Raw genomic sequence first — 23,059 nt, 5'->3', positions numbered from 1 at the left:
CGTCATGGAAGTGATGATCGAAGACCTGATGCAGGAGCTGGTGGAGGCAGGCGGTAGCGACCTGCACATTGCCAGCGGTCAACCGCCTTACGGCCGCTTCAGCGGCCAGTTGCGGCCCATGCGGGACGAGCCCTTGATGGAGGAAAGCTGCAACCGGCTGATCTTCTCCATGCTCAACAACAGCCAGCGCAAAACACTCGAGCAGACCTGGGAGCTCGACTGTGCCTACGGACTCAAAGGGGTGGCTCGCTTCCGGGTGAATGTGTATCGCCAGAAAGGCAGTTATGCAGCCTGCCTACGGGCTCTCGGCAGCAAAATCCCGAGCATCGAGCTGCTGAATCTGCCCCCCGTGGTGGTGGAAACCAGCAAACGCCCCCGAGGATTAGTGCTCGTGACCGGCCCGACTGGATCAGGCAAAACCACCACCCTGGCGGCCCTACTGGATCACATCAACCACAGCCGCGCGGAACACATTCTCACGATCGAGGATCCGATCGAATTCGTCTACAAGAGCGATCAGAGCCTGGTGCATCAACGCCAGCTCAATGAAGACACCCGCAGTTTCGCCAATGCACTGCGAGCAGCCCTCAGGGAAGACCCCGACGTGATCCTGGTGGGAGAAATGCGCGATCTGGAAACCATCCAGCTGGCGATCAGCGCTGCTGAAACCGGGCACCTGGTGTTCGGCACATTGCACACCAGCTCAGCGGCCCAAACCGTGGACCGCATGGTGGATGTCTTCCCCCCCGCTCAGCAAACCCAGATCCGCGTGCAACTCTCGGGGAGCCTGGTGGCGGTGTTCTCCCAGACCCTGTGCCGCCGCAGCAACCCGGCGCCTGGACAATTCGGCCGGGTGATGGCCCAGGAAATCATGATCAACACACCGGCCATCGCCAATCTCATCCGCGAAGGAAAAACCGCCCAGCTGTATTCACAAATTCAAACCGGTGGCGAACTGGGCATGCAGACCCTGGAGAAGGCCCTGGCCGATCTAGTGAAGGCCAAACAAATTTCGCAACCAGAAGCCATGAGCAAAGCGTCCAAACCTGGAGAGCTCGAACGATTAATCAACGGATGATAAATATGACGAAGTATCGAGCTGTTTATATCAATCAAGAAGGCCAGAGAGCAAGCAGCATTCTTGATGCCAAGGATGAATCAACGGCAAAACAGAATCTGAGACGACGTGGCTTAAAACCCATTCAAATTGAAATCCATAACGACAAAAAACCGGCACAAGCACCACGCACCCAGCGCTTCGAGGCTCACTGCATCACTGTGAAAGGTAACAAGCGCACCGTAACCATCGATGCACCCAATCCTGCCGCTGCCAAAAAACAACTCAGACGTTCTGGCTTACGCGCAGAATCAATCGCATTAGCCATCAACCCAACCGGTAAAGACAGCAACACCAACGAAAGCAAACCAGGCAACCGATCCGGATTTCTTCAAACCCTCGAGGAAGCACTGCAGAAGCCCCCCGGCGTGAAAGACAAAGCGGTCTGGGCCAGCAAGCTGGCCGCGCTGGTGGATGCCGGCGTACCGATCGTGCGCAGCCTCGATCTGATGGCCACCCAGCAGAAGCTGCCGATGTTCAAGAAGGCGCTCACCGCCGTGGGACTGGAAGTGAACCAGGGCACGGCCATGGGAGCTGCCATGCGCCAGTGGCCAAAAGTGTTTGATCAACTCACCGTGGCCATGGTGGAAGCCGGCGAGGCGGGCGGGGTGCTGGATGAATCACTCAAGCGCCTGGCCAAACTGCTGGAAGACAACGCCCGATTGCAGAACCAGATCAAGGGAGCCCTGGGCTACCCGGTGGCCGTTCTGGTGATTGCCATTCTGGTGTTCCTAGGAATGACCATCTTTCTGATTCCCACCTTTGCGGGAATCTTCGAAGACCTGGGGGCCGAACTGCCCTTGTTCACGCAGCTGATGGTGGACCTGAGCAAACTGCTGCGCTCTTCGGCTGCACTTGTCTTCGCTGGAGTGCTGCTGGTGGGCATCTGGCTGTTCAGCCGCTACTACGCCACCCACAAGGGCCGCCGGGTGATTGATCGCCTCATGCTCAAAGTTCCGCTGTTTGGCGACTTGATCATGAAAACCGCCACCGCCCAGTTCTGCCGGATTTTCAGTTCACTCACGCGCGCAGGCGTACCGATCTTGATGTCGCTTGAGATCTCCAGCGAAACAGCAGGCAACTCAATCATTTCCGACGCGATCCTGGAATCGCGCGGCCTGGTGCAGGAAGGGGTGCTGCTGAGCACGGCGCTCACCCGCCAGAAAGTGCTGCCGGATATGGCCCTGAGCATGCTCTCGATCGGCGAGGAAACCGGTGAGATGGACCAGATGCTCAGCAAGGTGGCCGACTTCTACGAAGACGAGGTTTCGGCATCCGTGAAGGCGCTCACCTCGATGCTTGAACCCGCGATGATTGTGGTGGTGGGCGGCATTGTGGGGTCCATTCTGCTGGCGATGTACCTGCCGATGTTCACCGTGTTTGATCAGATTCAATAAACAGGATGAGAAAGCATTTCCATTGCTTCGGTATTTAGCAATCAGCTTGATTAACACCTGCAATCGCCATCCCAGCCAGCCAGCCGCCGCTCCAGCAGGCCTGGAAATTGAAGCCGCCCGTCACTCCATCCACATCCAGGAGTTCACCGGCTAGATACAAACCAGGGCAGCGGCGGCTTTCCATCGTGGCCAGGTTCACCTCACCGAGATCCACACCGCCAGCCGTTACAAACTCCTCTCCAAACGGGCCACGTCCCTGGATCGCCAGCCGCTGCGCGCAGAGAATCTCCACCAGCTGGCGCTCGGCCTTCACCGGCAGATCTGCCCAGCGCCGCTCCTCCTCCACCCCAGCCAATGCAAGAAAGGCCTGCCATAGGCGGCGCGGCAGGTGGTCCATAGGCTTGGCGGCTGACACAGTGCGCCGGGCCTGTTCACGGCGCCACTGCTGCAACCGCTGCTCCACCCCGGAGCGGCCCAGCCCAGCACTCCAATCCACCTTCAGATCACCCTTGTAGTGGCTCTGATGCAGAGCTCGGGCCGCAAACGCAGAAAGCCGCAGGGTGGCAGGACCGCTCAAACCCCGGTGGGTGATCAGCACCCGGCCGGTCTGGCGAAAGCGCTGATCACCCAGCTTCAGATCCAAGCCCACAGCATCAAGGGCGATGCCGCTGCAGGCGGTGAGCTCCCGGGCCTGCAGCGTGAGGCTGAACAGCGACGGCACCGGTTGCACCACCTGGTGACCCAACGCTGCAGCCAACTTGCGGCCGCTGGGATGACCGCCGGTGGCCAACATCACGCTGCGGGCTCGCAAGGGCTGCTCCAGACCGCGGCCCTCAACCAGAAACCCACCCTCAGGATGAAGCGTGATCTGCTGAACCATCGCTCGCATCTGCCATTGCACCCCCGCGGCGGCGGCGGCCTGCTGCAGGCAGCGGATCACCGCTTCCGATCGGTTCTCTTTGGGGAACAGGCGTCCGTCGGACTCCTCCACCAGGGTGAGACCCCGTTCATCAAACCAGGCAATCGCATCACCACAAGCGAAGCGACTGAACGGACCACGCAAGGGTCTACTGCCGCGCGGATAGTGGCTGGCCAACTCACGCGGATCCCAGCAGGCATGGGTCACATTGCAGCGACCGCCCCCACTGATGCGCACCTTCTGCAGGGGCTCCGGAGTGCCTTCGAGCACCAGCACCCGAGCCAGACCCTGCTCGGCAGCGGTGATCGCTGCCATCGTTCCGGCAGGACCACCACCAACAACGATCAGATCAAGCTGGCTGGAAACGCAGGGCAACGCCGTTGTTGCAGTAGCGCTTGCCGGTTGGCCGGGGGCCGTCATTGAACACATGGCCCTGGTGTCCGCCGCAGCGGCTGCAGTGGTATTCCGTGCGCGGAACGATCAGTTTGAAATCTACTTTTGTGCCGATCGCACCTGGCAAAGGCTCAAAGAAACTGGGCCAACCGGTGCCACTGTCGAACTTGGCTTTCGACGAAAACAGAGGCAGATCGCACCCGGCGCAGTGATAAGTACCAGTTCGTTTCTCGTTGTTCAACGCGCTCGTGAACGGACGTTCGGTGCCCTCCTTGCGAAGCACCGAATAGGCCTCGGGTGTGAGGCGCTTCTTCCATTGCGCATCCGTCAGATCCCAGGCCGCATCAGATGCCTTGGAGGCCGCCAACACCCGGTCTGGAGCCCTGAACACCCCAAACAAACCCGCTGCCATCGCCACCATCAGGGAACGGCGGCTCAGCAACCACTGCTCAAGAGTGGGAGTCATCGCTGTCATCTCAGCTGTGTTCCATCTGTTCTAAGCAAACCGAATCCCAAGGCCAGGCACCATGGGGGGATGGATTCCCTCACCGATGCCGATCGGGAACCCCCCTGGCGTTTCAGTGTCGCCCCGATGCTGGACTGCACCGACCGGCATTTCCGCCAGTTGATGCGGCAGATCAGCCGCCGTTCGCTTCTCTACAGCGAAATGGTGGTGGCCCAGGCGCTGCACCACAGCAACCGCAGGGAACGGCTGCTCGGTTTCGATCCAGAAGAACATCCGATCGTGCTGCAGGTGGGAGGCGATGATCCCCAGCTGCTGGCCGAAGCCAGCCGCATGGCGGCGGACTGGGGCTACGACGAAATCAACCTGAATGTGGGCTGCCCCAGCCCGCGGGTGCAGGCCGGCAATTTCGGTGCCTGTCTGATGGCGGAACCTGAGCGAGTGGCGCAATGCGTGGAGGCGATGGTATTGGCCAGCGATCGACCCGTCACGGTGAAGCACCGCGTGGGGATCGATGATCTCGACAGCGACGATCTACTCACGGCCTTCGTGGACCGAGTGGCCGATGCCGGAGCCTCTCGCTTCAGCGTGCATGCACGCAAAGCGTGGCTGGAGGGTCTTGACCCCAAACAGAACCGCACGATTCCCCCCCTACAGCACGACCGGGTGATCGCCCTGAAAGAGCGCAGACCGCAGCTCACGATCGAACTGAACGGAGGCCTCGACACACCGGAACAATGCCTTGATGCCTTGCAGCACTGTGACGGTGCCATGGTGGGGCGTGCGGCCTATGCCCACCCCTTGCGCTGGGCGTCAGTGGATGCGCTGATCTATGGCGATGCCCCTCAAAGCGTGCGGGCATCGGATGTACTGATCGGCCTGATTCCCCATGCCGAACGGCACCTGCAGCGCGGAGGCCGGCTCTGGGACATTGGCCGCCATCTCGTGCAACTGGTGGAAGGAGTTCCTGGTGCCCGTCACTGGCGCCGTGATCTCGGTGAGAAGGCGCAGCGCGCTGGCGCCGATCTCACAGTGCTGGAAGCATCAGCCCGGCAGCTGATCGATGCCGGGCTGTAACGAGACAATGCGGAAGCGTCAGCCTTCAGCGCCGCCGTAGCCGCTGTAGTCATCTCCGCCGCCCTCACTAGGTGCGGCTCCACCCCGGCGGCGACGGCTACGGCCGTCGTCTCCGCCGCCACCATCGCTGTAACCACCGCCAGCGGCTCCGCCGCCACCGCCGTAACTGCGATCTTCCCAGCCACGGGCACCCGAACGGCGCTCACCGCCACCGCCTGGACCGCCGTAACCACCACCGCCGCCGCCATCGTTGTAGCCGCCACCGCCACCGCGGTAACCACCACCACCGCCATCGTTGTAGCCACCGCCGCCGCCGCGATAGCCGCCACCGCCGCCTGGACCGCCGTAACCACCACCGCCACGGCGGGGTGCGCTGCCGCGGGGCTCCGCCTTGTTGATGCGCAGAGGACGGCCCATCAGCTCTGCACCCTGGAGGGCTTCAATGGCAGCGGCTTCAGCCGCGTCATCAGCCATTTCCACGAAGGCAAAACCTCGTTTGCGACCGGTGTCGCGCTCAAGGGGAAGGGCACAGTTCGTGACCTCTCCAAAAGCAGCGAACAATTCAATGACGTCTTCCTGCTCAGCGCGGAAGGGCAAATTGCCTACAAAAATGCTCACGTTCCTGATTGAACCTGAATGAAAGAGACCCTTGGGATCAGACAAGCCATCGGGTCAAGGTCCAGTAAAGGAACGTGTCACCTCCGGCTTACTCAGCGTAGACCCGTCCACGCGAAATATTCATCCATTCGCTAAGTCCAAACGCTCACTCCAAGCTGACAGCTGTTCTTGCACACGATCGAAGCCCGTTCCACCTTCACTGGTCCGCGCCGCAACAACCTGGCGAGGAGCCAGTGCGTCATAGAGATCGGATTCAATCGCCGGATGAAAACTCTGCCAGCGATCCAGGCTGAGGTCGCGCAGCAACAACCCCTCGCTCAGACACTGTTTCACCACCGAACCCACGATCTGATAAGCCTCCCGAAAGGGAACCTGGCGGGCCACCAGGTAATCAGCCACGTCAGTGGCATTGGAAAAGTCGGCAGCCACTGCTGCCTCCAGACGGTCCTCCCGGAAGCTGAGGCCCTCATCCATCAAGATCGTCATCGCTTCCAGGCACTGGGAACCGGTGGAGACCACATCGAACAGGGCTTCCTTGTCCTCCTGAAAATCCTTGTTGTAAGCCAGTGGCAGGCCCTTGATCATCGTCAGCAGGCCCTGAAGATGACCAAACACCCGTCCGCACTTTCCCCTCACCAATTCGGGAACATCAGGATTTTTCTTCTGAGGCATCAGGCTGCTGCCAGTCGCGCAGCGATCACTGAGCCGAACAAAGCCGCATTCCTCGGAAGCCCAGAAGATCACCTCTTCGCCAAGGCGGCTGAGATGCACCATCACCAGAGAGATTGCCGCAGAGAATTCCACCGCAAAATCCCTGTCACTCACTGCATCAAGGCTGTTGGCATAGAGGCTTTCAAAACCCAAAGCCGCAGCCGTACTACGCCGGTCGATGGGCACGGGAGTTCCGGCCAGGGCCGCGGCACCCAGCGGTGAAACATTCACACGCTTGCGCACATCCTCAAGACGCTGACGATCCCGCTCAAGCATCTCCACATAGGCCAGAAGATGATGGGCCAGACACACCGGTTGCGCGCGCTGCAGGTGGGTGTAACCGGGAATCAACGTTTGCCGGTGGCTCAGGGCCTGACGCAGAAGAGCCTGTTGAAACGTCTTCACCTGGGGAATGAGCTCATCGATACGTCGCCGCAGCCAGAGGCGCAGATCCGTACCCACCTGATCATTGCGACTGCGACCGGTGTGCAATTTCTTGCCAACAGGTCCAAGCAGAGCGATCAGCCGGCGCTCCACCGCAAAATGCACATCCTCATCCTCCAGGCCTGGTTGGAAACGACCCTCAGCGGCCTCAGCCCGAATCTGCTCCAAGCCACCGCAGAGTTGATCCGCCTCAGCTTCACTAATCACACCGCACTGCGCGAGCATGCGGGCATGGGCAATGGATCCGTCGAGATCCTCCTGCAGAAGGGTGATGTCAAAGCCGATGGACGCATTGAAACGCTCAATCGCTGGATGCAATCCCTGCTCGAAGCGATCACTCCAGGTTGCAGAGCCTCCTCCTGTCACTCCGCCAGCCATCCCCTCACCTCTGCTCAGATGCCCTCAGCTTGTCAGGCCGGAGACCGGGGAACCGAGGGGAGCATTACCTCCTCACGCACCTTCAACACCACCATCGAGGCATCATCTTCCAGCTGACGATCGGCCCCGACAAAACGATCCAGGCGGTCGAACAACTGATCGAGAATTCCCTGGGATCCAGTGCCGGAGCGACAGGCTGATTCCAGGCTGCGGATCAGCCTTGCTTCATCAAAACGATCCCCGGTGATGCCTGGAGCTTCCGTGACCCCATCGGTGTAATAGAGCAGCACATCTCCAGGTTCCAACACGATGGAGCCAGTGCCGTAATCCGCCTCAGGCTGCAGGCCGATCAACAATCCCGGCGCATCCAGGCGGCTGATCGTGCGTTGCTGAGCACGCCAGATCAAAGGCGGATTGTGCGCGGCATTGGCAAAGCGCAACCGCCGGGTTCGCGGATCGAAATCCGAATAAAACAGGGTCACGAAGCGATGGGACTGGGACAGATCCTCAAGAGCCAGCTGATTGAGATCGTGAAGAATCCGATCCGGCGGCAATCCACTCAGCACCTCGGCGCGCAACATGCCGCGAAGCATGGTCATCAAGAGGCCCGCGGGTACCCCCTTGCCCATCACATCACCCATCACCAAGGCCCAGCGCCCCCGTTCACGGCGGCGTCCGATCAACTCGGGACGCGTTGGAATGAAGTCGTAGTAATCGCCACCCACCTGAAACGCCGGCCGACAGCGCGCCGCCAGCTCCACCCCTTCAATCACCGGGCAATGATCCGGCAAGAGCTGCGCCTGGATCTCCGCGCCAATGCTGAGCTGACGATCCACGCGCTCATGGCGCCTGGCCTCCTGCAGCATCTGATCATTTTCGATCGCAACACCGGTGAGATCAGCAACCAGCTGCACCTGCCGGCGATATACGTCGCTCCACACCAGAGACCCTTTGGGCTCAAACACGTAAAGACGACCTCGCTGTCGGCCTCTCGCCACCACAGAGGTGGCAAACATCCCGGCAGACCCCAGCTGACCCTGCACCAACCGATCCAGCGCCAGCACAAGAGCGTCATCAGAGCCGAACCCTGCAGACCGGCCAGGTTCGTGCTGACTCAACGTCTGAAGCAGCGGCGCCGAACGCACGCCGGGAAGCATCTGAATCTGATCCGCCCAGAGGCGACCATCCCCCTGAAACGGCACCAGCAATGCACCTTCAACGCCAACCAGGCGCGCTGCCACGACGGGGACGAGTTCGAGAAAACGGTTGAGGTTGGTGAAACTGCGCAGAGCAAACCCGATTGACACCAACAACTCCTGGTTGGAGCGTTGTTCGCGAACCAGGCTGTCGAGAAGCTGACGCAGCGATGCTGTCGCCGTCAGGGGCTGCTGACTGGCACTACGGGCAGGGGAGGCCGGATGTCGCCGTGGTGGCTTGCTGCTCACGGCACCACCATGGCAGGGCCCGCAACGTAGCAAGGTTTACTGCCGGCTACTGCAGCCCAAGGGCAAGCGAGCACTCAGCGACCGGCGAGCAGCGCTTCCACGAATTCAAAACTGTTGAAAGGCCGCAGATCACGGATCCCTTCACCGGCACCGATAAAACGGATCGGAAGCCCGGCTTCTGATGCAACAGCCAGAGCGACACCGCCCCGGGCCGTGCCATCGAGTTTGGTGATGACCACCCCGGTCAGCCCAGCTGCACGGGCAAAGGCCATCGCTTGTTTGAGACCGTTCTGTCCTTGGCTGGCATCGAGCACGAGCAGGGATTCCACGGTTGCGTCTGGGGCCAAGCGATCCACAACCCGGCGAATCTTGTTGAGCTCTTCCATCAGGTTGTGTTTGGTCTGCAGGCGACCGGCGGTGTCCACCAGCACCAGATCCGTACCTTTCGATCGGGCAGCCCCGATGGCATCAAACACCACAGCTGCGGGATCGGCATTCGCAGAAGGGTTCGCCACCACTGGAACGTCGCTGCGATCACCCCAAACCTGCACCTGCTGTACTGCAGCCGCCCGGAACGTGTCAGCGGCAGCAATCATGGCGGAGTAGCCGCTGCGGACCGCCAGATTGGCCAGCTTGCCAAGGGTTGTGGTCTTTCCCACCCCGTTCACGCCGACCATCAGCCAAACATTCAGCTGACCGCGCTGAGGTGCCAGTAGATCAACGCCGCTTGACTTGATCGGAGCCTCTAAGAGATCTCGAAGCTGCTCTTTGAGGAAACGAATCCCTTCGCTCGGGTCCACCACCTGCTCGTTCATGCGCTTGCGCAAGGCATCCAGCACCTGGTCGGTGGCCTTCACCCCAGCGTCGGCGCGAAGCAGCAACGACTCCAAATCATCGAGCACCTCTGGGGTGAGGGGGTCATCACCCAGGTTCTCCAGAAGCCCGGTAACAAAACCTTGTCGGGTTTTCTCCAGGCCTTGCCGCAAGCGACTGAGCCAGTCGATCTCCTCGAGGGTGACCTGCCCTGCCTGACGGCCCTGGGCGGCGAGCACTTCCGCAGACCAAGTGAAGGTGTCGTCAAAATCACCAAGAGTCGGCTCCTCATCGCGATCGACTTCAACGGTTGCATCAGCAATCGGTTGGTCGGCGACCTCCGGCTCCTGCTCGAGCTGCTGCTGTCGTTCCTGGCGTTGGGCCGCGGCCTGCTCAAGCAGGGACAAACCAGCAACGGGTGCTTGCTCTGCTGCAGCTGGCTCTGGCTCTGCTGCAGATTCAGGTTGGGATTCGGATTCCGCTTCGGGGATTGATTCAGGAACCGGTTCTGCTGCGATCGCATTGGCCTGCTCCTTCTGCGCTTTCAAACGGGCATAGGCCTGCCGAGCCCACTCCAGAGGATCGTCGTCGGCATTGACAGCCGTTTCCTGCTGCGATTCCGGCGATGAAGCTTCGGGATCGGCTGGGGGTTGGGTTGGAGCAGTCTCAGACTGCCGGTTGAACCAGTCGTAGACCATGAGGTTCAGGACACTGCCTGGGAAGAGGCATTCTGCAGGCGGCGCAGCACCCCATTGATCATGCGGCGACCCTGCTCATCGCTGTAGCGGTTGGCGAGCTCGACGGCTTCGTTACAGGCGACAGACGCAGGTGTCTGCATCGATTGCAGATCAACAACAGCAAGGCGGAGGATGTCGCGATCGATGCGAGGAAGGCGACTCAGACGCCAGCCCTCCATCACCCCATCGAGCTGGTCATCAAGGGATGGACGGGCATCGAGGACCAGTTGAATCCTGCGCATGGCCTCCTTCTGCACCATTTCCTGATCAGCCAGTGCCAACAAACGAGGTAACTCAAGGCTTGCCGAGAGACCGTTCAGCACCTGCTCCGCATTGGATAAGGATTCACGCAGATGATCACGAACGGGCATGACTGCGGCCGTTGATCCCTCCTGAAGCTCACTGTCCAACAAGGATTGCTGGGCCTTTTCCAGATCAGCAGCGCATCGATCGAGAACCTCCCGCCAATGCTGCATCAAACTTTCCAGCGCCTTCTGCAGAAGAACCTCGAGAGAGTCGACCGAAAGGGAACGATCCCTCTCGGCACACTGGCTGAGCACGAGCAAGGCGAGCTCACGGGAGAGGGAACGGGTCTGCATGGATCGTTGACGAACGACTCAGGAGGAGGAGGGTGCCACAGAGGCTCTGAGCTGGGCGATCAAGCTCGAAAAGCTACGGCCAGCAGGCGCTTCCCTGGCATCGGGGTTCACGATTCCGGCCGAAATGATCGTTTTAAAGGCATCTTCAACCGAAAGATTCAGATCCCTCACAGAGGATTCGGGAACGAGGGTGTACCAACCGGTGGTGGGATTGGGGGCTGTAGGGATGAACACACTGAGCAAACGCTCTTCAAGCTCCGCTTGCAGCGAGGGTCCGACTTCTCCAGTAACGAAACCGACGCTGTAGAGACCCTGCCTGGGATATTCCACAAGAACAACCCTGCGAAAGCGTTGGGAGTTATCGCGCAGAAAGGTTTCAAGGAGTTGCTTGAGAGTCTTGTAGACCGATCCTGCAAGCGGAATGCGCTGGAGAGTTCCCTCACCGAACTCCAGCAACCAACTGCCCACAATGTTCCTGGCCATCAGACCGATCAGCAGAATTCCGAGCAAAGGAACCGTGAGCCCAAGGGCCAGGTTGATCAGATCCTGCAGAAGCGGATTGAGTGTGATGAACGGGTTGAACTGCTTGGGGATCGACGTCAGGAAGGCCAGCACGAAGCGGCTGACAATGGTGGCCAGCCAGATCGTGGTGGCTAGAGGAATCACCACAAGCAGACCTGCAATCAGGTCATTTTTGAGATCCTGCTGAAGCCTGGCGCCGAGAGGCAGATCAGGTCTTGGATTGGACTGGACCAAGGAACGCCCGGGGCCTGCGGCCAACGTGTCCCACTAACTTAACCAGCGATCAGAGGACAGCGGCTATCGCCAGCAGTGCCAAGGCCACTGCGAGCACCACTGCACTAAGGGTGCCTCCGAAACGGCGCTGATTCACCGCAAGATTTCGCTGGCGTTCGGCCTGTTGGATCTGCTGATCCATCTGTGACAACTGCTTGTCGATGAACTCCTGAGCCGCCTTGGCCTTGTCCTCATCGGTTGCATCAGCGGGCAGTTGACCGGCTTGGGCGAGCTGCTCCCCCAGAATTTTTACGTTGTCGGGATTGGCGGACTGCTGTCTCGCCATCTCCAACTGCCCACGCTTCTGATTCAGATTTTGATCGGCTTCACCGGAGAGGGACTGATTACCACTGATGCCAAGGGGAATCACAGCGATCATGGCCAGAGCCAGCAGTGCGGAGAGCACGCAAACCACGATCCGAATCGGCGGACGCGCTGACGCGGGCTGATCCAATCGCGAAGAAATGAGCATGAGCAGCAGACCGATGAATCCCATCGGCGCCTGACTGACCAACCGTTCGATCAACAGCTGCTGATAAACCTCATCACTCCAATCCGCAGCGCTGAGCACCACGCCGATCTGCAAAGCGAGGAGCAGAACCAGGGTGAGCCCAAGCCAGCGCAGAAGCGGCGCAAGCCGAGGTGAGGACTCCTGGTGGGATGCAGACACGTCACGATGTCAAAAGGTGCCCAACTTTACGGTCAGTTTTCGTGAACGTCCCCGACGACGGTGTACAGCTAAGCCTGGCCCTCAAGGAGCGGGCCAAAGCAGAAGGATTCGAACCCGTCGGTATCGCCGCGCTCCCCGGCAGCCCACGCCTGCGCCTGCGCACGGACGCCTTGCAACGTTGGCTGGACGCCGGACACCAAGCCGATATGGGCTGGATGGCAGCACCGAGACGCAGGTCTGCGGACACCGTTTTGGAGGGAGCCCGAAGCTTGCTGGCCGTTGGGCTGAATTATCACGTTGCGCATGAACGCCGCCACGACCGCCTGGCCGTGGCTCGCTACGGCTGGGGCCGCGATTACCACCGGGTGGTGAACCAGCGCCTGAGGAGGGTGGGTCGCTGGCTGCAGGATCAGAAACCGAACTGCCGCTGGCGGGCCTGCGTGGACGCTGAACCACTGCTTGATAAGGCTTGGGCGGAAGAAGCTGGGCTGGGCTGGATTGGAAAGCACAGCAACGTGATTCACCCCACGCGCGGGTCATGGATGGTGATCGGGCATCTGCTCACCAGTGAACCCCTCGTTGCTGATCAACCGGCTGCGTCCCGTTGCGGTCGTTGCCAAGCCTGCATAGACGCATGCCCGACGCAGGCAATCACCGAACCGTTTGTGGTGGACTCCAGGCGATGCATCGCGTACCACACGATTGAAAACCGCAGTGAAGAACTCCCGGCGTCAATCGCTAGCGCCCTGGGGCCCTGGGTTGCCGGATGCGACATCTGCCAGGACGTCTGCCCTTTCAATCAACAGGATGTGCCCTCCAGTCATGATCCCGACCTTCAACCAAGACCCTGGCTGCTGGATCTGACCCCGGACATCATCCAGAATTGGACAGATCAGGACTGGTCGGAACGGTTGAAAGGGTCGGCACTGAGGCGCATCAAACCCTGGATGTGGCGTCGCAACGCGGAAGCCGCACACCTCGAGAGCGGACCTACCCTGAGATGAACTTGTGGTTCAACGATGGGACCGGCTCGTTTCTGGAAGCTCTGGCAGAAGTCCCTGGTGATGTCCCTAGTGCTGGGATCGGTTGGTGCCACGACAACGGCCCCAGCAAGGGCCTTGGTTCCCTACGTGTACACACCAAGCACCCAGGAATTGGAGGGTGCAGGCGTTGGCATTGGCCGTACGGCCGCACAGCTGCTGAGACTCGGTCAACCGGAGGAAGCCTCCCGTCTGGCGGCCCTGGCTGTTCGGCTACAACCGAACGATGAACGCTTGTGGTCGGTGCTGGCAGAAGCCCAGCTCCGCAGTGATCAACTCAAAGCTGCAGCGGGATCCCTGGCCAAGGCCAAATCTCTGAACCCCGGGAAAGCGGGTCTCTGGTTTGCTGAAGCGTCGCTGGCCCTCAGGGACAACCGCCCCGATGACGCTATTCCGTTGTTGGATGAGGGCTTGCGTCTTGATCCCAAGAACGCAGGGGCCTACTTCGATCTCGGCAATGCCCGAGTGATGCAGGACGACCTGCGCCAGGCCTTGCGTGCATTCGAACAAGCCACCACCATCAAGCCAAGTTTTTGGGAAGCGCTCAACAATCAGGCGCTGGTGCTGTTCGAAATGGGCAACACGAGCGAGGCGATTAAACGTTGGCGTTCCGTGCTCACGATCAAACGCAACGCAGAGCCAATGCTGGCGCTGGCCGCTGCTCTTAATAAACAAAAACCCGGAGACTCTGAATCCATCGAACTGGCACGCAAGGCCCTTGCCGAGGATCCCAATTACGTTCTTCCCGGTCATCAGGAAAACCAACTCTGGGGCCTGAAATTGCGTCAGGCCACTGAAACCTTGCTCTCAGAAGGAGCCTTAAAAGCCGCTGTTGAACGGGCAGAAGCCAATGCCGATCCCACAACGGCCGAATGAATTGGCGACTTTTCCGCAGAACTTGGGCTGGTCAAGCGAAGGAAGATCTGTAGGCTGAGCACCCTTCTGCCTTCTTGATTCCGAACCGGATGGCTGAGGAGCGCGTTCAACCGATCGCCCTGCATCAGGAGATGCAGCGCTCCTACCTCGAGTACGCCATGAGCGTGATCGTGGGCAGGGCACTGCCTGACGTCCGCGATGGACTCAAACCGGTTCAACGCCGCATCCTCTACGCGATGCATGAACTGGGCCTGACGCCAGACCGGCCCTACCGCAAGTGTGCGCGAGTTGTGGGTGATGTTCTGGGTAAATACCACCCCCACGGTGATCAGGCTGTCTACGACGCCCTTGTTCGTCTGGTGCAGACCTTTTCCAGCCGTCACCCCCTGTTGGATGGGCACGGCAATTTCGGCTCGGTCGACGACGATCCTCCCGCAGCCATGCGCTACACGGAGACCCGCTTGGCTCCAATTGCCCATGAAGGCCTCCTGGATGAGATCGGCAACGACACCGTCGACTTCGCCAACAACTTCGATGGGTCCCAGCAGGAGCCCACGGTTCTGCCTGCTCAGCTGCCATTTCTTCTCCTCAACGGGTGTTCAGGCATCGCTGTGGGCATGGCCACCAGCATTCCCCCCCACAACCTTGGAGAGGTGGTGGACGGACTGATCGCCCTGGTACGCAAACCGGATTTAAGCGATGAGAAATTGCTCAGCCTGATCCCAGGCCCCGATTTCCCCACTGGCGGTGAAGTGCTTCTTGGAAGCGGAGTCCGGGACACCTACCTGCGCGGGCGCGGAAGCATTCCAATGCGCGGTGTGGCCCATGTGGAAGAGGTGCAACTGGGCAAGGGCCGTCACAAACGCAATGCGGTGATCGTGACCGAACTGCCCTACCAACTGAGCAAAGCCGGGTGGATCGAAAAGCTGGCCGAACAGGTCAATGACGGCAAGATCGGCGGCATCGCCGACATCAGAGATGAAAGCGATCGCGAAGGAATGCGCGTCGTGGTGGAACTTCGCCGCGATGCCGATCCAGATGCAGTTCTGAAGGATCTCCAACGACGAACATCCCTGCAGAGCAATTTCGGAGCCATCATGCTGGCCCTTGTGGATGGCCAACCCCAGCAGCTGTCCCTGCGCCGGCTTCTGCAGACGTTCCTCGATTACAGGGAACTGACGCTGATCCGCCGCACAAGCCACGCCCTGCGCAAAGCGGAAGACCGCCTCGAGGTGGTGGAAGGTCTGATCACCGCACTGCAATCCCTGCAGCGAGTGATTGCCATGATTCAAGAGGCACAGGATGCCGCTGCGGCGAGGGCCAGCCTGATGGTGCATCTCGATCTCAGCGAACGTCAGGCCGACGCCGTCCTGGCCATGCCCCTGAGACGGTTAACCGGTTTGGAACGGGAGAGCCTCCGGCAGGAAGCTGAAGAGCTGAGAGCTGAACGCCAGCGCCTGAAGCTGCTCCTTGACAATCGCGATCAGTTGCTGGATGCCCTCATCCAGGAACTGCGTCAACTCAAAAAGCGATTTGCAACCGCACGTCGCACACGCCTTGTGGAAGGGGGTGATCACCTCCTGGCAGAACGGGCTGCCAATCAGCGCCCCAATGCAGAACTGCAGCGCCGCCAAGCCCTCGATGCACTGCCTCCCGAGTCGCGGATCCTGATCCAAGACGACGGACAGGTGAAGGTGATCAGTCCTCAATTGATGGGCCGACTGCACCTCAATGAGCCAACAGCACTGGGTGATGAGCCATCCCCAGCCAGGATCATCCTGCCGATCAAACCAGTGGCCAAACTCTTGGCTGTGACCGCCAGTGGACGGGTGGCACTGATCCGCTGGGAATTCGCAGGGCAACAACCCGGAAGCCTGGAACGATTCCTCCCCACAGCGTTGCAGGGAGATCCGGTTGTATCGGTCTTGCAGTTACCCGATGCGGAGGGCGACAGCGACAAAGCAGCGGTCTCATCCCTCGGACTTCTGAGCAGCGACGGCCGTTTCAAACGGCTGCCGATGCAGGAACTTCTGGACCTCTCCGGACGGGCAGCCAGTGTGGTGAAACTGAAGGAAGGCGTTGAACTCAAAACCGCAGTGATCTGCCAGGAGGGAGGAGCTCTGTCTCTGATCAGTGATCTCGGTCGCGTCCTGCATCTCCCGATCACAGAAGCCAACCTCCCCTTGATGGGCAAGTTGGCTCAAGGCCCCGTCGCCATGCGTCTGCTGCCTCAAGAAACCTTGATTGCTGCAGTCACCACAGACCCGGAACAACGGGATCCGCTGCTGCTGTTCAGCCGGCACGGCACGATCAAATCGCTGTCTCTCGACGATGTACGTGTCTGTCAGCGGGGAGATCTGGGTGTGATCGGTTGGCAACCCGAACAGGATGGAAGCGAACGGGAGGACCGACTCTGTGCAGCTTGCGTCGGCTCCGGACTGGTCGGCATTGTCACCTCATCCGGCCGTCATGGCCGACTGCTAACGGAGGAGCCGAAGCATCTGACGCTCAAAACCGGAGAAACGCTCGAACGCATTGTTCCGCTTCTGAGCTGATTTCAACCCAGGTTGGCAGCCACACCGGCGGGTTCCAGCATCAACTTGCTGGATCGCATCGACTCATCCATCGGCACGGGGTAATCACCGTCAAAACAGGCGGTGCAGAAATGTTGGGAATCAGCGCCAGCCGCCTCCAACATTCCTTCTTGGCTGAGGTAAGCCAGTGAGTCCACCTTGAGATGGGCCTCAATTTCCTCCAGGGTGTAACGGGCAGCGATCAGTTGATCCTGCGTATCGGTGTCGATGCCGTAGAAGCAGGGATGGGTCACCGGTGGTGAGCTGATGCGCATGTGCACCTCTGTGGCTCCGGCGTCGCGAAGGGCCTGCACAAGCTTGCGGCTGGTCGTTCCACGCACAATCGAATCATCGATCACCACGACGCGTTTGCCATTGAGCACATCGGGAAGGGGATTGAGCTTCACGCGAATGCCGGCTTCGCGCATCGCTTGGGTGGGCTGAATGAAGGTGCGACCGACGTAACGGTTCTTGATCAGACCATCGGCATAGGGCAGTCCGGTGGCCTGGGAGTAACCGATGGCGGCAGGAATGCCGGAATCAGGAACGCCGATCACCAGATCAGCCTCCACTGCCGATTCCCTGGCAAGGATCTGGCCAATGCGCTGGCGATAGCTATACAACGATTCACCGAAAAACCGACTGTCCGGCCTGGCGAAATAGATCATTTCAAACACGCACATGCGCGTGGTGGGCTCAATCCAACACTCCCTTTGGGGAGTGGGATCTCCAGGGAGGAAGGTGACCAACTCACCCGGCTGGACGTCGTCAACGAAGGCTGCCCCGATGATGTCGAGCCCACAGGTTTCACTGCTGAGAACCCACTGACCACTGGAGTCCTCACCAAGCGAACCGAAAACCAACGGTCGGATGCCATAACCATCGCGCAGACCGTAAAGCGCTCCCGGAGTGCCGATTACCAGGCTGAAGGCCCCCTGGCAGAGCGACACCGCAGAGGTGATCGCAGCCTTCCAGTCGAGCCCACGATCCACAGCCTGCTGAACTGCAAAGGCAATCAACTCGGAATCTGTGGTGGAGGTGAATTCCACCTGTCCATCATCAATGCGTTCCCGCAATTCAGCGGCATTGACCAGATTGCCGTTGTGGGCCAGCGCAAATGGACCGAGGCGCGTCATCAGAACCACCGGCTGGGCATTGCAGACCCTGCTGCTGCCAGTTGTGGAATAACGGTTGTGGCCGATGGCGAGATCACCGGGCATCCGGGCGAGCACGTCTTGATCGAACACCTGACTGACCAGGCCCATGTCTTTGTGAAGACGGACCTTGCCCTGGTTGAACACAGCGATGCCTGCGGATTCCTGACCGCGATGCTGCAAGGCATAGAGGCCGAAATAAGCCAGGTTGGCCACCGGTTGCTCGGAGGCCTGAACGGCGAATACACCGCAGGCTTCCTCCATCCGATCGGGACGCTCCGCCTCGAGCTGATGCACGGTCCGCCTCGACTTCGGATTTCCTTCAGAATTCTGCATCACGCTGTTCCCAGCCGACGGGGAAGAGCTTGCTCAAAACACTCCGTCAGGGTTTGCACCGGCTGATCCAGCACGGGTTGCGATCCCAAGGAAAGTCGAAAGCGTCCGTGATCCGCCACGGCTCCGAGAGTGGTCACCGGAACGGCGGCATGGGCATCAGAGGCCAGCAGCGCCGTCCAGGCTTCCGTGCACTCCGCCCGCACGGACACGACGATGCGGGCTCCTCCTTCAGCGAAAAGACTCCGCTCCGGGCGTACGCCATCGCCAGGCAACGACCCATCCACACCGAGGCCCGAGGCAATCGAGCATTCCGCCAACGCAACGGCCAGTCCGCCATCGCTGCTGTCATGGGCAGACGCGAGCAGACCTTGTGCCAGGGCCTGCCGGACCAAAGCCTGAACGCGCAGCTCAAGATCAAGGTCAACCCTCGGAGGTCGACCGGTCAGCAGACCATGGATGACCCCCTGATAACTGCTGCCGGCCAATCCAACCCGGTCATCCTGGCGCTCATCGGTGGAGACCCCAAGAAGCACAACGGCATCGCCCGGTTGCCGCCAGGCCAGGCCACCCACCAGACGAAGATCTTCGACCAGTCCCACCATGCCCACCACGGGCGTGGGATGAATCGGTTGGAGGCTGCCGTCGTCGGCGCGGGTCTCGTTGTACAGCGACACATTCCCACCCGTCACTGGAGTGCCCAGCACCCGACAACCCTCGGAAAGCCCTCGGCAGGCCATGGCCAACTGCCAGTAGCCCTTGGGCGTTTCCGGAGATGGAAAATTGAGGTTGTCAGTGACAGCCACCGGGACAGCGCCAACGCAAGTGAGATTGCGGGCAGCCTCTGCCACGGCAGCCATCGCTCCACGCTCAGGGTCCAGAACCACCCATCGATTGGGACAGTCGACCGTGGCCGCGACCCCTCGGTTCGACCCCCGAAGCGATCCATCCCCTTGCTGAGGCCGAAGCCGCACCACAGCAGCATCCGCTCCACCAGCGGGCACCACCGTATTGGCGAGCACCTGCTGGTCGTATTGGCGATACACCCAGCGTTTACTTGCGATGGTGGGGTCATCCAGCAGAGCCAGCAGATCCGCTCCCCAGTTGTGATCACTGGGAACCTGGGGAAGATCTGTCTCCGACCAACACCAGTGCTGCTGAATGTCCTCTGGAGGCTCTGAGATCAAGGTGTGCTGATTGATCGGAGTGTCTTCCGCAAGAGCCCGGGCAGGAACCTCGGCAGCCACCGATCCGTGCTGAAGCACCCGCACAACGGGTTCGGCAAGAACCTGTCCCACAACGGCAGCCTGCAAGCCCCAGCGGCGGAAACGCTGCATCAACGCCTCCTCACGACCGGCCTGCACCACGAACAGCATCCGCTCCTGCGATTCGGAGAGCAGGAACTCGTAGGCAGTCATGCCCTGTTCACGGGCTGGGACCCTGTCGAGATCCAGTTCCACCCCCACATTGCCTTTGGCGGCCATCTCTGAGCAGCTGCAGGTGAGGCCCGCAGCCCCCATGTCCTGGGCAGCCACCACATCCCCGCTCTGGAATGCTTCGAGGCAAGCCTCAATCAGTCCCTTTTCAAGAAAGGGATCGCCCACCTGCACCGCAGGACGATCATCCAAGGAATCCGCGCTGAGTTCAGCACTGGCGAAGCTGGCGCCCCCCATCCCGTCACGGCCCGTGGTGCTGCCCACGTACACCACAGGATTGCCCACACCGGACGCCCCCGATTTCACGATGTCATCGGTCTCCATGAGGCCCAGAGCCATCGCATTCACCAGGGGGTTGCCGCGATAAGCGGGGTCGAAGGCCACTTCCCCACCAACGGTCGGTACCCCGACGCAATTGCCGTAATGGGAAATCCCTGCCACAACACCTTCCACCAGCCCGCGGGTGGCAGGTTCATCGAGAGGACCGAAACGCAAGGCATTGAGCAAAGCGATCGGTCGGGCACCCATGGTGAAAATGTCCCGAAGGATCCCTCCCACCCCTGTAGCGGCACCTTGAAAGGGCTCCACTGCCGAAGGATGGTTATGACTTTCAATCTTGAAAGCCAGGCGGTGCCCCTCCCCCAGGTCCACAACACCGGCGTTCTCTCCTGGACCAACCAGGACGCGAGGGCCATCGGTGGGGAAACCGCGCAGGAGAGGCCGGGAATTGCGGTAACAGCAATGCTCGGACCACATCACACCGAACATTCCCAGCTCCGCCCTGTTGGGATCTCGCCCAAGTCGGCGCTGAATTTCGCCGTAATCCTTCTGCGTCAGCCCTTCCTGGCGCAGTGCAGAGGTCACATCAAAGGATCCATCCACTGAAGGGGACTGAGTCACAGCCAACCGTTCATCTCTCCCCAGTGTTGCCGACAGCCTGCAGGCCATCCGCATTCAGATCCAGGGGTCTTCGTCGTGATCAGGCCGGGATCGATCCCGGCGGGACTCCCCAGGATCAGACCAGTTCTCGTCATCCCAAGCTTCGCGGGCATCCGAAGGGGTTGACCGTGACTCAGGCCATTGATCGTCGTGAGCGTCACGCCGCAACGGCTCCTCCCAAGGCGGCTCCTCCAGCCAACCTTCCAGCCGTTCTCCAGCGCGATCACCCAACTGCTGGAGCTGCTCACGCCATTGACGGGAACGGCGCACGAAATCTTGACGGACACTGGCGCGAGCCTGGGGCAGATCATCAAGATCCCGAAGGGCCGTCGAGACCCGTCCGGGCTGCTGATCGACGATGCGCTCGGGGCTGAGACGCCAACGGCTGCTTCCAGGAAGCCTTGGATCGCTGCGAGCCACGAGGTAATAGAGGATCTCACCTGTCGTGGGAACAAACGCGAGATCGGCGACCTGGCCCAACCGCTGGCCATCCCGATCGAGGAGATCCGCATCCAGAAGCGTGGGCAGTCGATCCAGCGTCAGCTGGTCGGTCTCCGCCGGCAGTCCTTTCACAAACACCTGTTGATCATCCATGCCGCGGCATTGATCCAACCTCCAAACATCCCGACTGCTGCGCAGAGCGGACGGACGGCTGACCCAACCCAAAAGGCGATGCACTGGAGGGTGCATCCAAGCCATCACGCCAGGTCCATGATCAAGTCCCTGATCGCAACGCACCCGATGGCGAAGCAGATCGCTGAGAAGAAACGGATCGGGCAGGGGCAAGGCTCAGGAGCGAATCTGCACGGGCATCACGAGATAGGTGAGGCCTGAACCATCATCCGACGGAGAGAGAATGGCTGGAGTGGTGGGCGCATTGCATGACAAGACGATGCGTTCACCATCCATGGCCTTGAGGCCATCGAGCACGTAACGCACGTTGAAGGCAATCTGCACCTCCTCCCCTTCGATCAGAGCAGGCAAGGACTCAGATCCACTTCCCACGTCCTGGGCATCAGCTGAAATCTGAATCAGTCCCTTGCTGGGATCACTGCTGATCCTCACAACGTTGTTGTGCTGATCCGCCAGCACCGCAATGCGCTCGAGAGACGCAACGAAGGCCCGTCGATCCAAGGCGATGGTGCGGCTGAAAGACTCAGGAATCAGCTGCCGGTAGTTGGGATAGGTGCCCTCAAGGGTGCGGCTGGTGACCATCTGATCGGCCGCCAGAACCACCACCTGGCCGCGCTCGAAAAAGAGGCTCACAGGATCGCTGCCTTTCCAGCCAGCCATCAACCGCTCCACCTCTCGCAGGGAGCGGGCGGGGAGAGTGACCGCCAGGGCTGCACTTTCCTCGGCTTCGGAAGCATCATCGCTGGCAATGGCATCCTGCAGGGCGTTGTCCACGCTCAACACGGCGAGACGGTGTCCATCAGTGGACGCTGCCTCAAGGCGGGTTTGATCGAAACGCAGATGCACACCAGTGAGCAGCTGCTTGGCTTCGTCCGAACTGCTTGCAAACAAGGTGCTGCGCAAAGCACGAACCAACGCAGCAGGATCAAGCTTGACCGCTGTGCCGTTTTCCACCAAAGGCAGATCGGGGAAATCATCAGCCGGCATGCCGCGCATCTGATAGCTACCACTCAGGCTGGTGAGTTCCACCTGCTCACCGGTGTCATCGGTAGCCAGGGTGATGGGGGAATCGCTGGACAGACGGGACACAATCTCACCAAAAAGGCGAGCCGGAAGCGTGACCGCTCCGCTGGTGTCCACGGATGCGGGGAGCGAAGTCTGAATGCCGAGGCTGAGGTCAAATCCCGTCAGGCTGAGGCGGTCCGTGCCGGCATCGGCGGTGAGCAGCACATTGGCGAGCACCGGATGGGTGGGACGGGACGCCACGGCCCGACTAACCAGCTGAAGTGCGGTGTTGAGTTCCGTCTGGGAACAGACCAGTTTCATCGCGTTGGTAACCGCAGCTGGGGAAGAAGATCACCCAAGGTTTCACAGGCGAGCAGGAAGTGCAATGGCTCTGAACTGAGGCGCGTTGATCCTGTTCTACTGGATTAAAAAGGTTTCAAGAGAAGAACTACTAAACAGCCGTAATAGGGGCTGGGGAAACGGTGGAAAACCTT

19 protein-coding genes are annotated in these 23,059 nt (G+C 60.3%); 6 read left to right on the top strand and 13 right to left on the bottom strand.

Translation table 11 applies throughout. The features are described 5' to 3' along the window. Positions 1-4 precede the first annotated feature (4 nt). Positions 5-1,078: a type IV pilus twitching motility protein PilT gene (locus tag SynPROS71_RS00095; RefSeq protein WP_186597769.1), complete on the top strand. Its 1,074-nt coding sequence runs from the start codon at positions 5-7 to the stop codon at positions 1,076-1,078. A 5-nt stretch (positions 1,079-1,083) separates the two neighbouring features. Continuing rightward, on the top strand, positions 1,084-2,514 hold the full coding sequence (locus SynPROS71_RS00090; RefSeq protein WP_370586830.1) for a type II secretion system F family protein: 1,431 nt from the start codon (positions 1,084-1,086) through the stop codon (positions 2,512-2,514). A 34-nt stretch (positions 2,515-2,548) separates the two neighbouring features. Here SynPROS71_RS00090 and SynPROS71_RS00085 read toward each other — a convergent pair whose 3' ends face one another. Both SynPROS71_RS00085 and msrB read right to left on the bottom strand, forming a co-directional pair. Beyond that, entirely contained in the window at positions 2,549-3,748 is a 1,200-nt protein-coding gene (locus SynPROS71_RS00085) for an NAD(P)/FAD-dependent oxidoreductase (RefSeq protein ID WP_370586882.1), read from the bottom strand. A 34-nt stretch (positions 3,749-3,782) separates the two neighbouring features. Continuing rightward, positions 3,783-4,301: a peptide-methionine (R)-S-oxide reductase MsrB gene (gene msrB / locus SynPROS71_RS00080; RefSeq protein ID WP_186583760.1), complete on the bottom strand. Its 519-nt coding sequence runs from the start codon at positions 4,299-4,301 to the stop codon at positions 3,783-3,785. 60 nt (positions 4,302-4,361) lie between these two features. Here msrB and dusA point away from each other — a divergent pair, with 60 nt between their 5' ends. After that, positions 4,362-5,366 carry a tRNA dihydrouridine(20/20a) synthase DusA gene (gene dusA, locus SynPROS71_RS00075; protein WP_186595860.1) on the top strand — a complete coding sequence of 335 codons (1,005 nt, stop codon included), beginning with the start codon at positions 4,362-4,364 and terminating at the stop codon, positions 5,364-5,366. Between the two features lie 18 nt (positions 5,367-5,384). On the opposite strand, the gene SynPROS71_RS00070 is transcribed toward dusA, so the two are convergent. From SynPROS71_RS00070 to SynPROS71_RS00040, 7 genes are all read right to left on the bottom strand, one after another. Then, a complete protein-coding gene (locus SynPROS71_RS00070; RefSeq protein WP_186595859.1) occupies positions 5,385-5,984 on the bottom strand; it encodes an RNA-binding protein in 600 nt (199 codons plus the stop codon). 120 nt (positions 5,985-6,104) lie between these two features. Beyond that, positions 6,105-7,517: an argininosuccinate lyase gene (gene argH, locus SynPROS71_RS00065; protein WP_186595857.1), complete on the bottom strand. Its 1,413-nt coding sequence runs from the start codon at positions 7,515-7,517 to the stop codon at positions 6,105-6,107. 32 nt (positions 7,518-7,549) lie between these two features. Beyond that, the gene (locus SynPROS71_RS00060) at positions 7,550-8,962 is read right to left on the bottom strand and encodes a PP2C family protein-serine/threonine phosphatase (protein ID WP_186595855.1); all 1,413 of its coding nucleotides are present in this window, start codon (positions 8,960-8,962) and stop codon (positions 7,550-7,552) included. Between the two features lie 74 nt (positions 8,963-9,036). After that, positions 9,037-10,473: a signal recognition particle-docking protein FtsY gene (ftsY, locus tag SynPROS71_RS00055; protein ID WP_186595853.1), complete on the bottom strand. Its 1,437-nt coding sequence runs from the start codon at positions 10,471-10,473 to the stop codon at positions 9,037-9,039. Positions 10,474-10,478: 5 nt separating this feature from the next. Further along, the gene (gene nusB / locus SynPROS71_RS00050; RefSeq protein ID WP_186595852.1) at positions 10,479-11,111 is read right to left on the bottom strand and encodes a transcription antitermination factor NusB; all 633 of its coding nucleotides are present in this window, start codon (positions 11,109-11,111) and stop codon (positions 10,479-10,481) included. Positions 11,112-11,129: 18 nt separating this feature from the next. Next, positions 11,130-11,867, bottom strand: coding sequence for a DUF502 domain-containing protein (locus SynPROS71_RS00045; RefSeq protein WP_186595850.1), 738 nt, complete (start codon positions 11,865-11,867; stop codon positions 11,130-11,132). Between the two features lie 49 nt (positions 11,868-11,916). Next, entirely contained in the window at positions 11,917-12,576 is a 660-nt protein-coding gene (locus SynPROS71_RS00040) for an HpsJ family protein (protein WP_186595848.1), read from the bottom strand. A 41-nt stretch (positions 12,577-12,617) separates the two neighbouring features. Between SynPROS71_RS00040 and queG the strand changes: the two genes are divergently transcribed. From queG to SynPROS71_RS00025, 3 genes are all read left to right on the top strand, one after another. Next, a complete protein-coding gene (gene queG / locus SynPROS71_RS00035) occupies positions 12,618-13,580 on the top strand; it encodes a tRNA epoxyqueuosine(34) reductase QueG (RefSeq protein WP_186595847.1) in 963 nt (320 codons plus the stop codon). A 60-nt stretch (positions 13,581-13,640) separates the two neighbouring features. After that, entirely contained in the window at positions 13,641-14,492 is an 852-nt protein-coding gene (locus SynPROS71_RS00030; RefSeq protein ID WP_255442538.1) for a tetratricopeptide repeat protein, read from the top strand. A gap of 89 nt (positions 14,493-14,581) precedes the next feature. After that, positions 14,582-17,047 carry a DNA topoisomerase (ATP-hydrolyzing) subunit A gene (locus tag SynPROS71_RS00025; protein ID WP_186595843.1) on the top strand — a complete coding sequence of 822 codons (2,466 nt, stop codon included), beginning with the start codon at positions 14,582-14,584 and terminating at the stop codon, positions 17,045-17,047. A gap of 2 nt (positions 17,048-17,049) precedes the next feature. Here SynPROS71_RS00025 and purF read toward each other — a convergent pair whose 3' ends face one another. From purF to dnaN, 4 genes are all read right to left on the bottom strand, one after another. Beyond that, a complete protein-coding gene (gene purF, locus SynPROS71_RS00020; RefSeq protein WP_186595841.1) occupies positions 17,050-18,555 on the bottom strand; it encodes an amidophosphoribosyltransferase in 1,506 nt (501 codons plus the stop codon). Continuing rightward, entirely contained in the window at positions 18,555-20,852 is a 2,298-nt protein-coding gene (purL, locus tag SynPROS71_RS00015; RefSeq protein ID WP_186597766.1) for a phosphoribosylformylglycinamidine synthase subunit PurL, read from the bottom strand. The genes purF and purL overlap by 1 nt, the downstream gene beginning before the upstream one ends. 90 nt (positions 20,853-20,942) lie before the next feature. Beyond that, complete coding sequence (locus tag SynPROS71_RS00010; RefSeq protein ID WP_186595840.1) at positions 20,943-21,713, bottom strand: RNA methyltransferase; 771 nt, start codon at positions 21,711-21,713, stop codon at positions 20,943-20,945. Between the two features lie 3 nt (positions 21,714-21,716). Continuing rightward, positions 21,717-22,886, bottom strand: a complete 1,170-nt coding sequence (gene dnaN, locus SynPROS71_RS00005; protein WP_186595838.1) for a DNA polymerase III subunit beta — start codon at positions 22,884-22,886, stop codon at positions 21,717-21,719. Between the last annotated feature and the right edge of the window lie 173 nt (positions 22,887-23,059).

This window comes from Synechococcus sp. PROS-7-1, from assembly GCF_014279795.1.
GTDB lineage: Bacteria > Cyanobacteriota > Cyanobacteriia > PCC-6307 > Cyanobiaceae > Synechococcus_C.
This window is presented reverse-complemented; position numbering and strand designations above follow the sequence as displayed.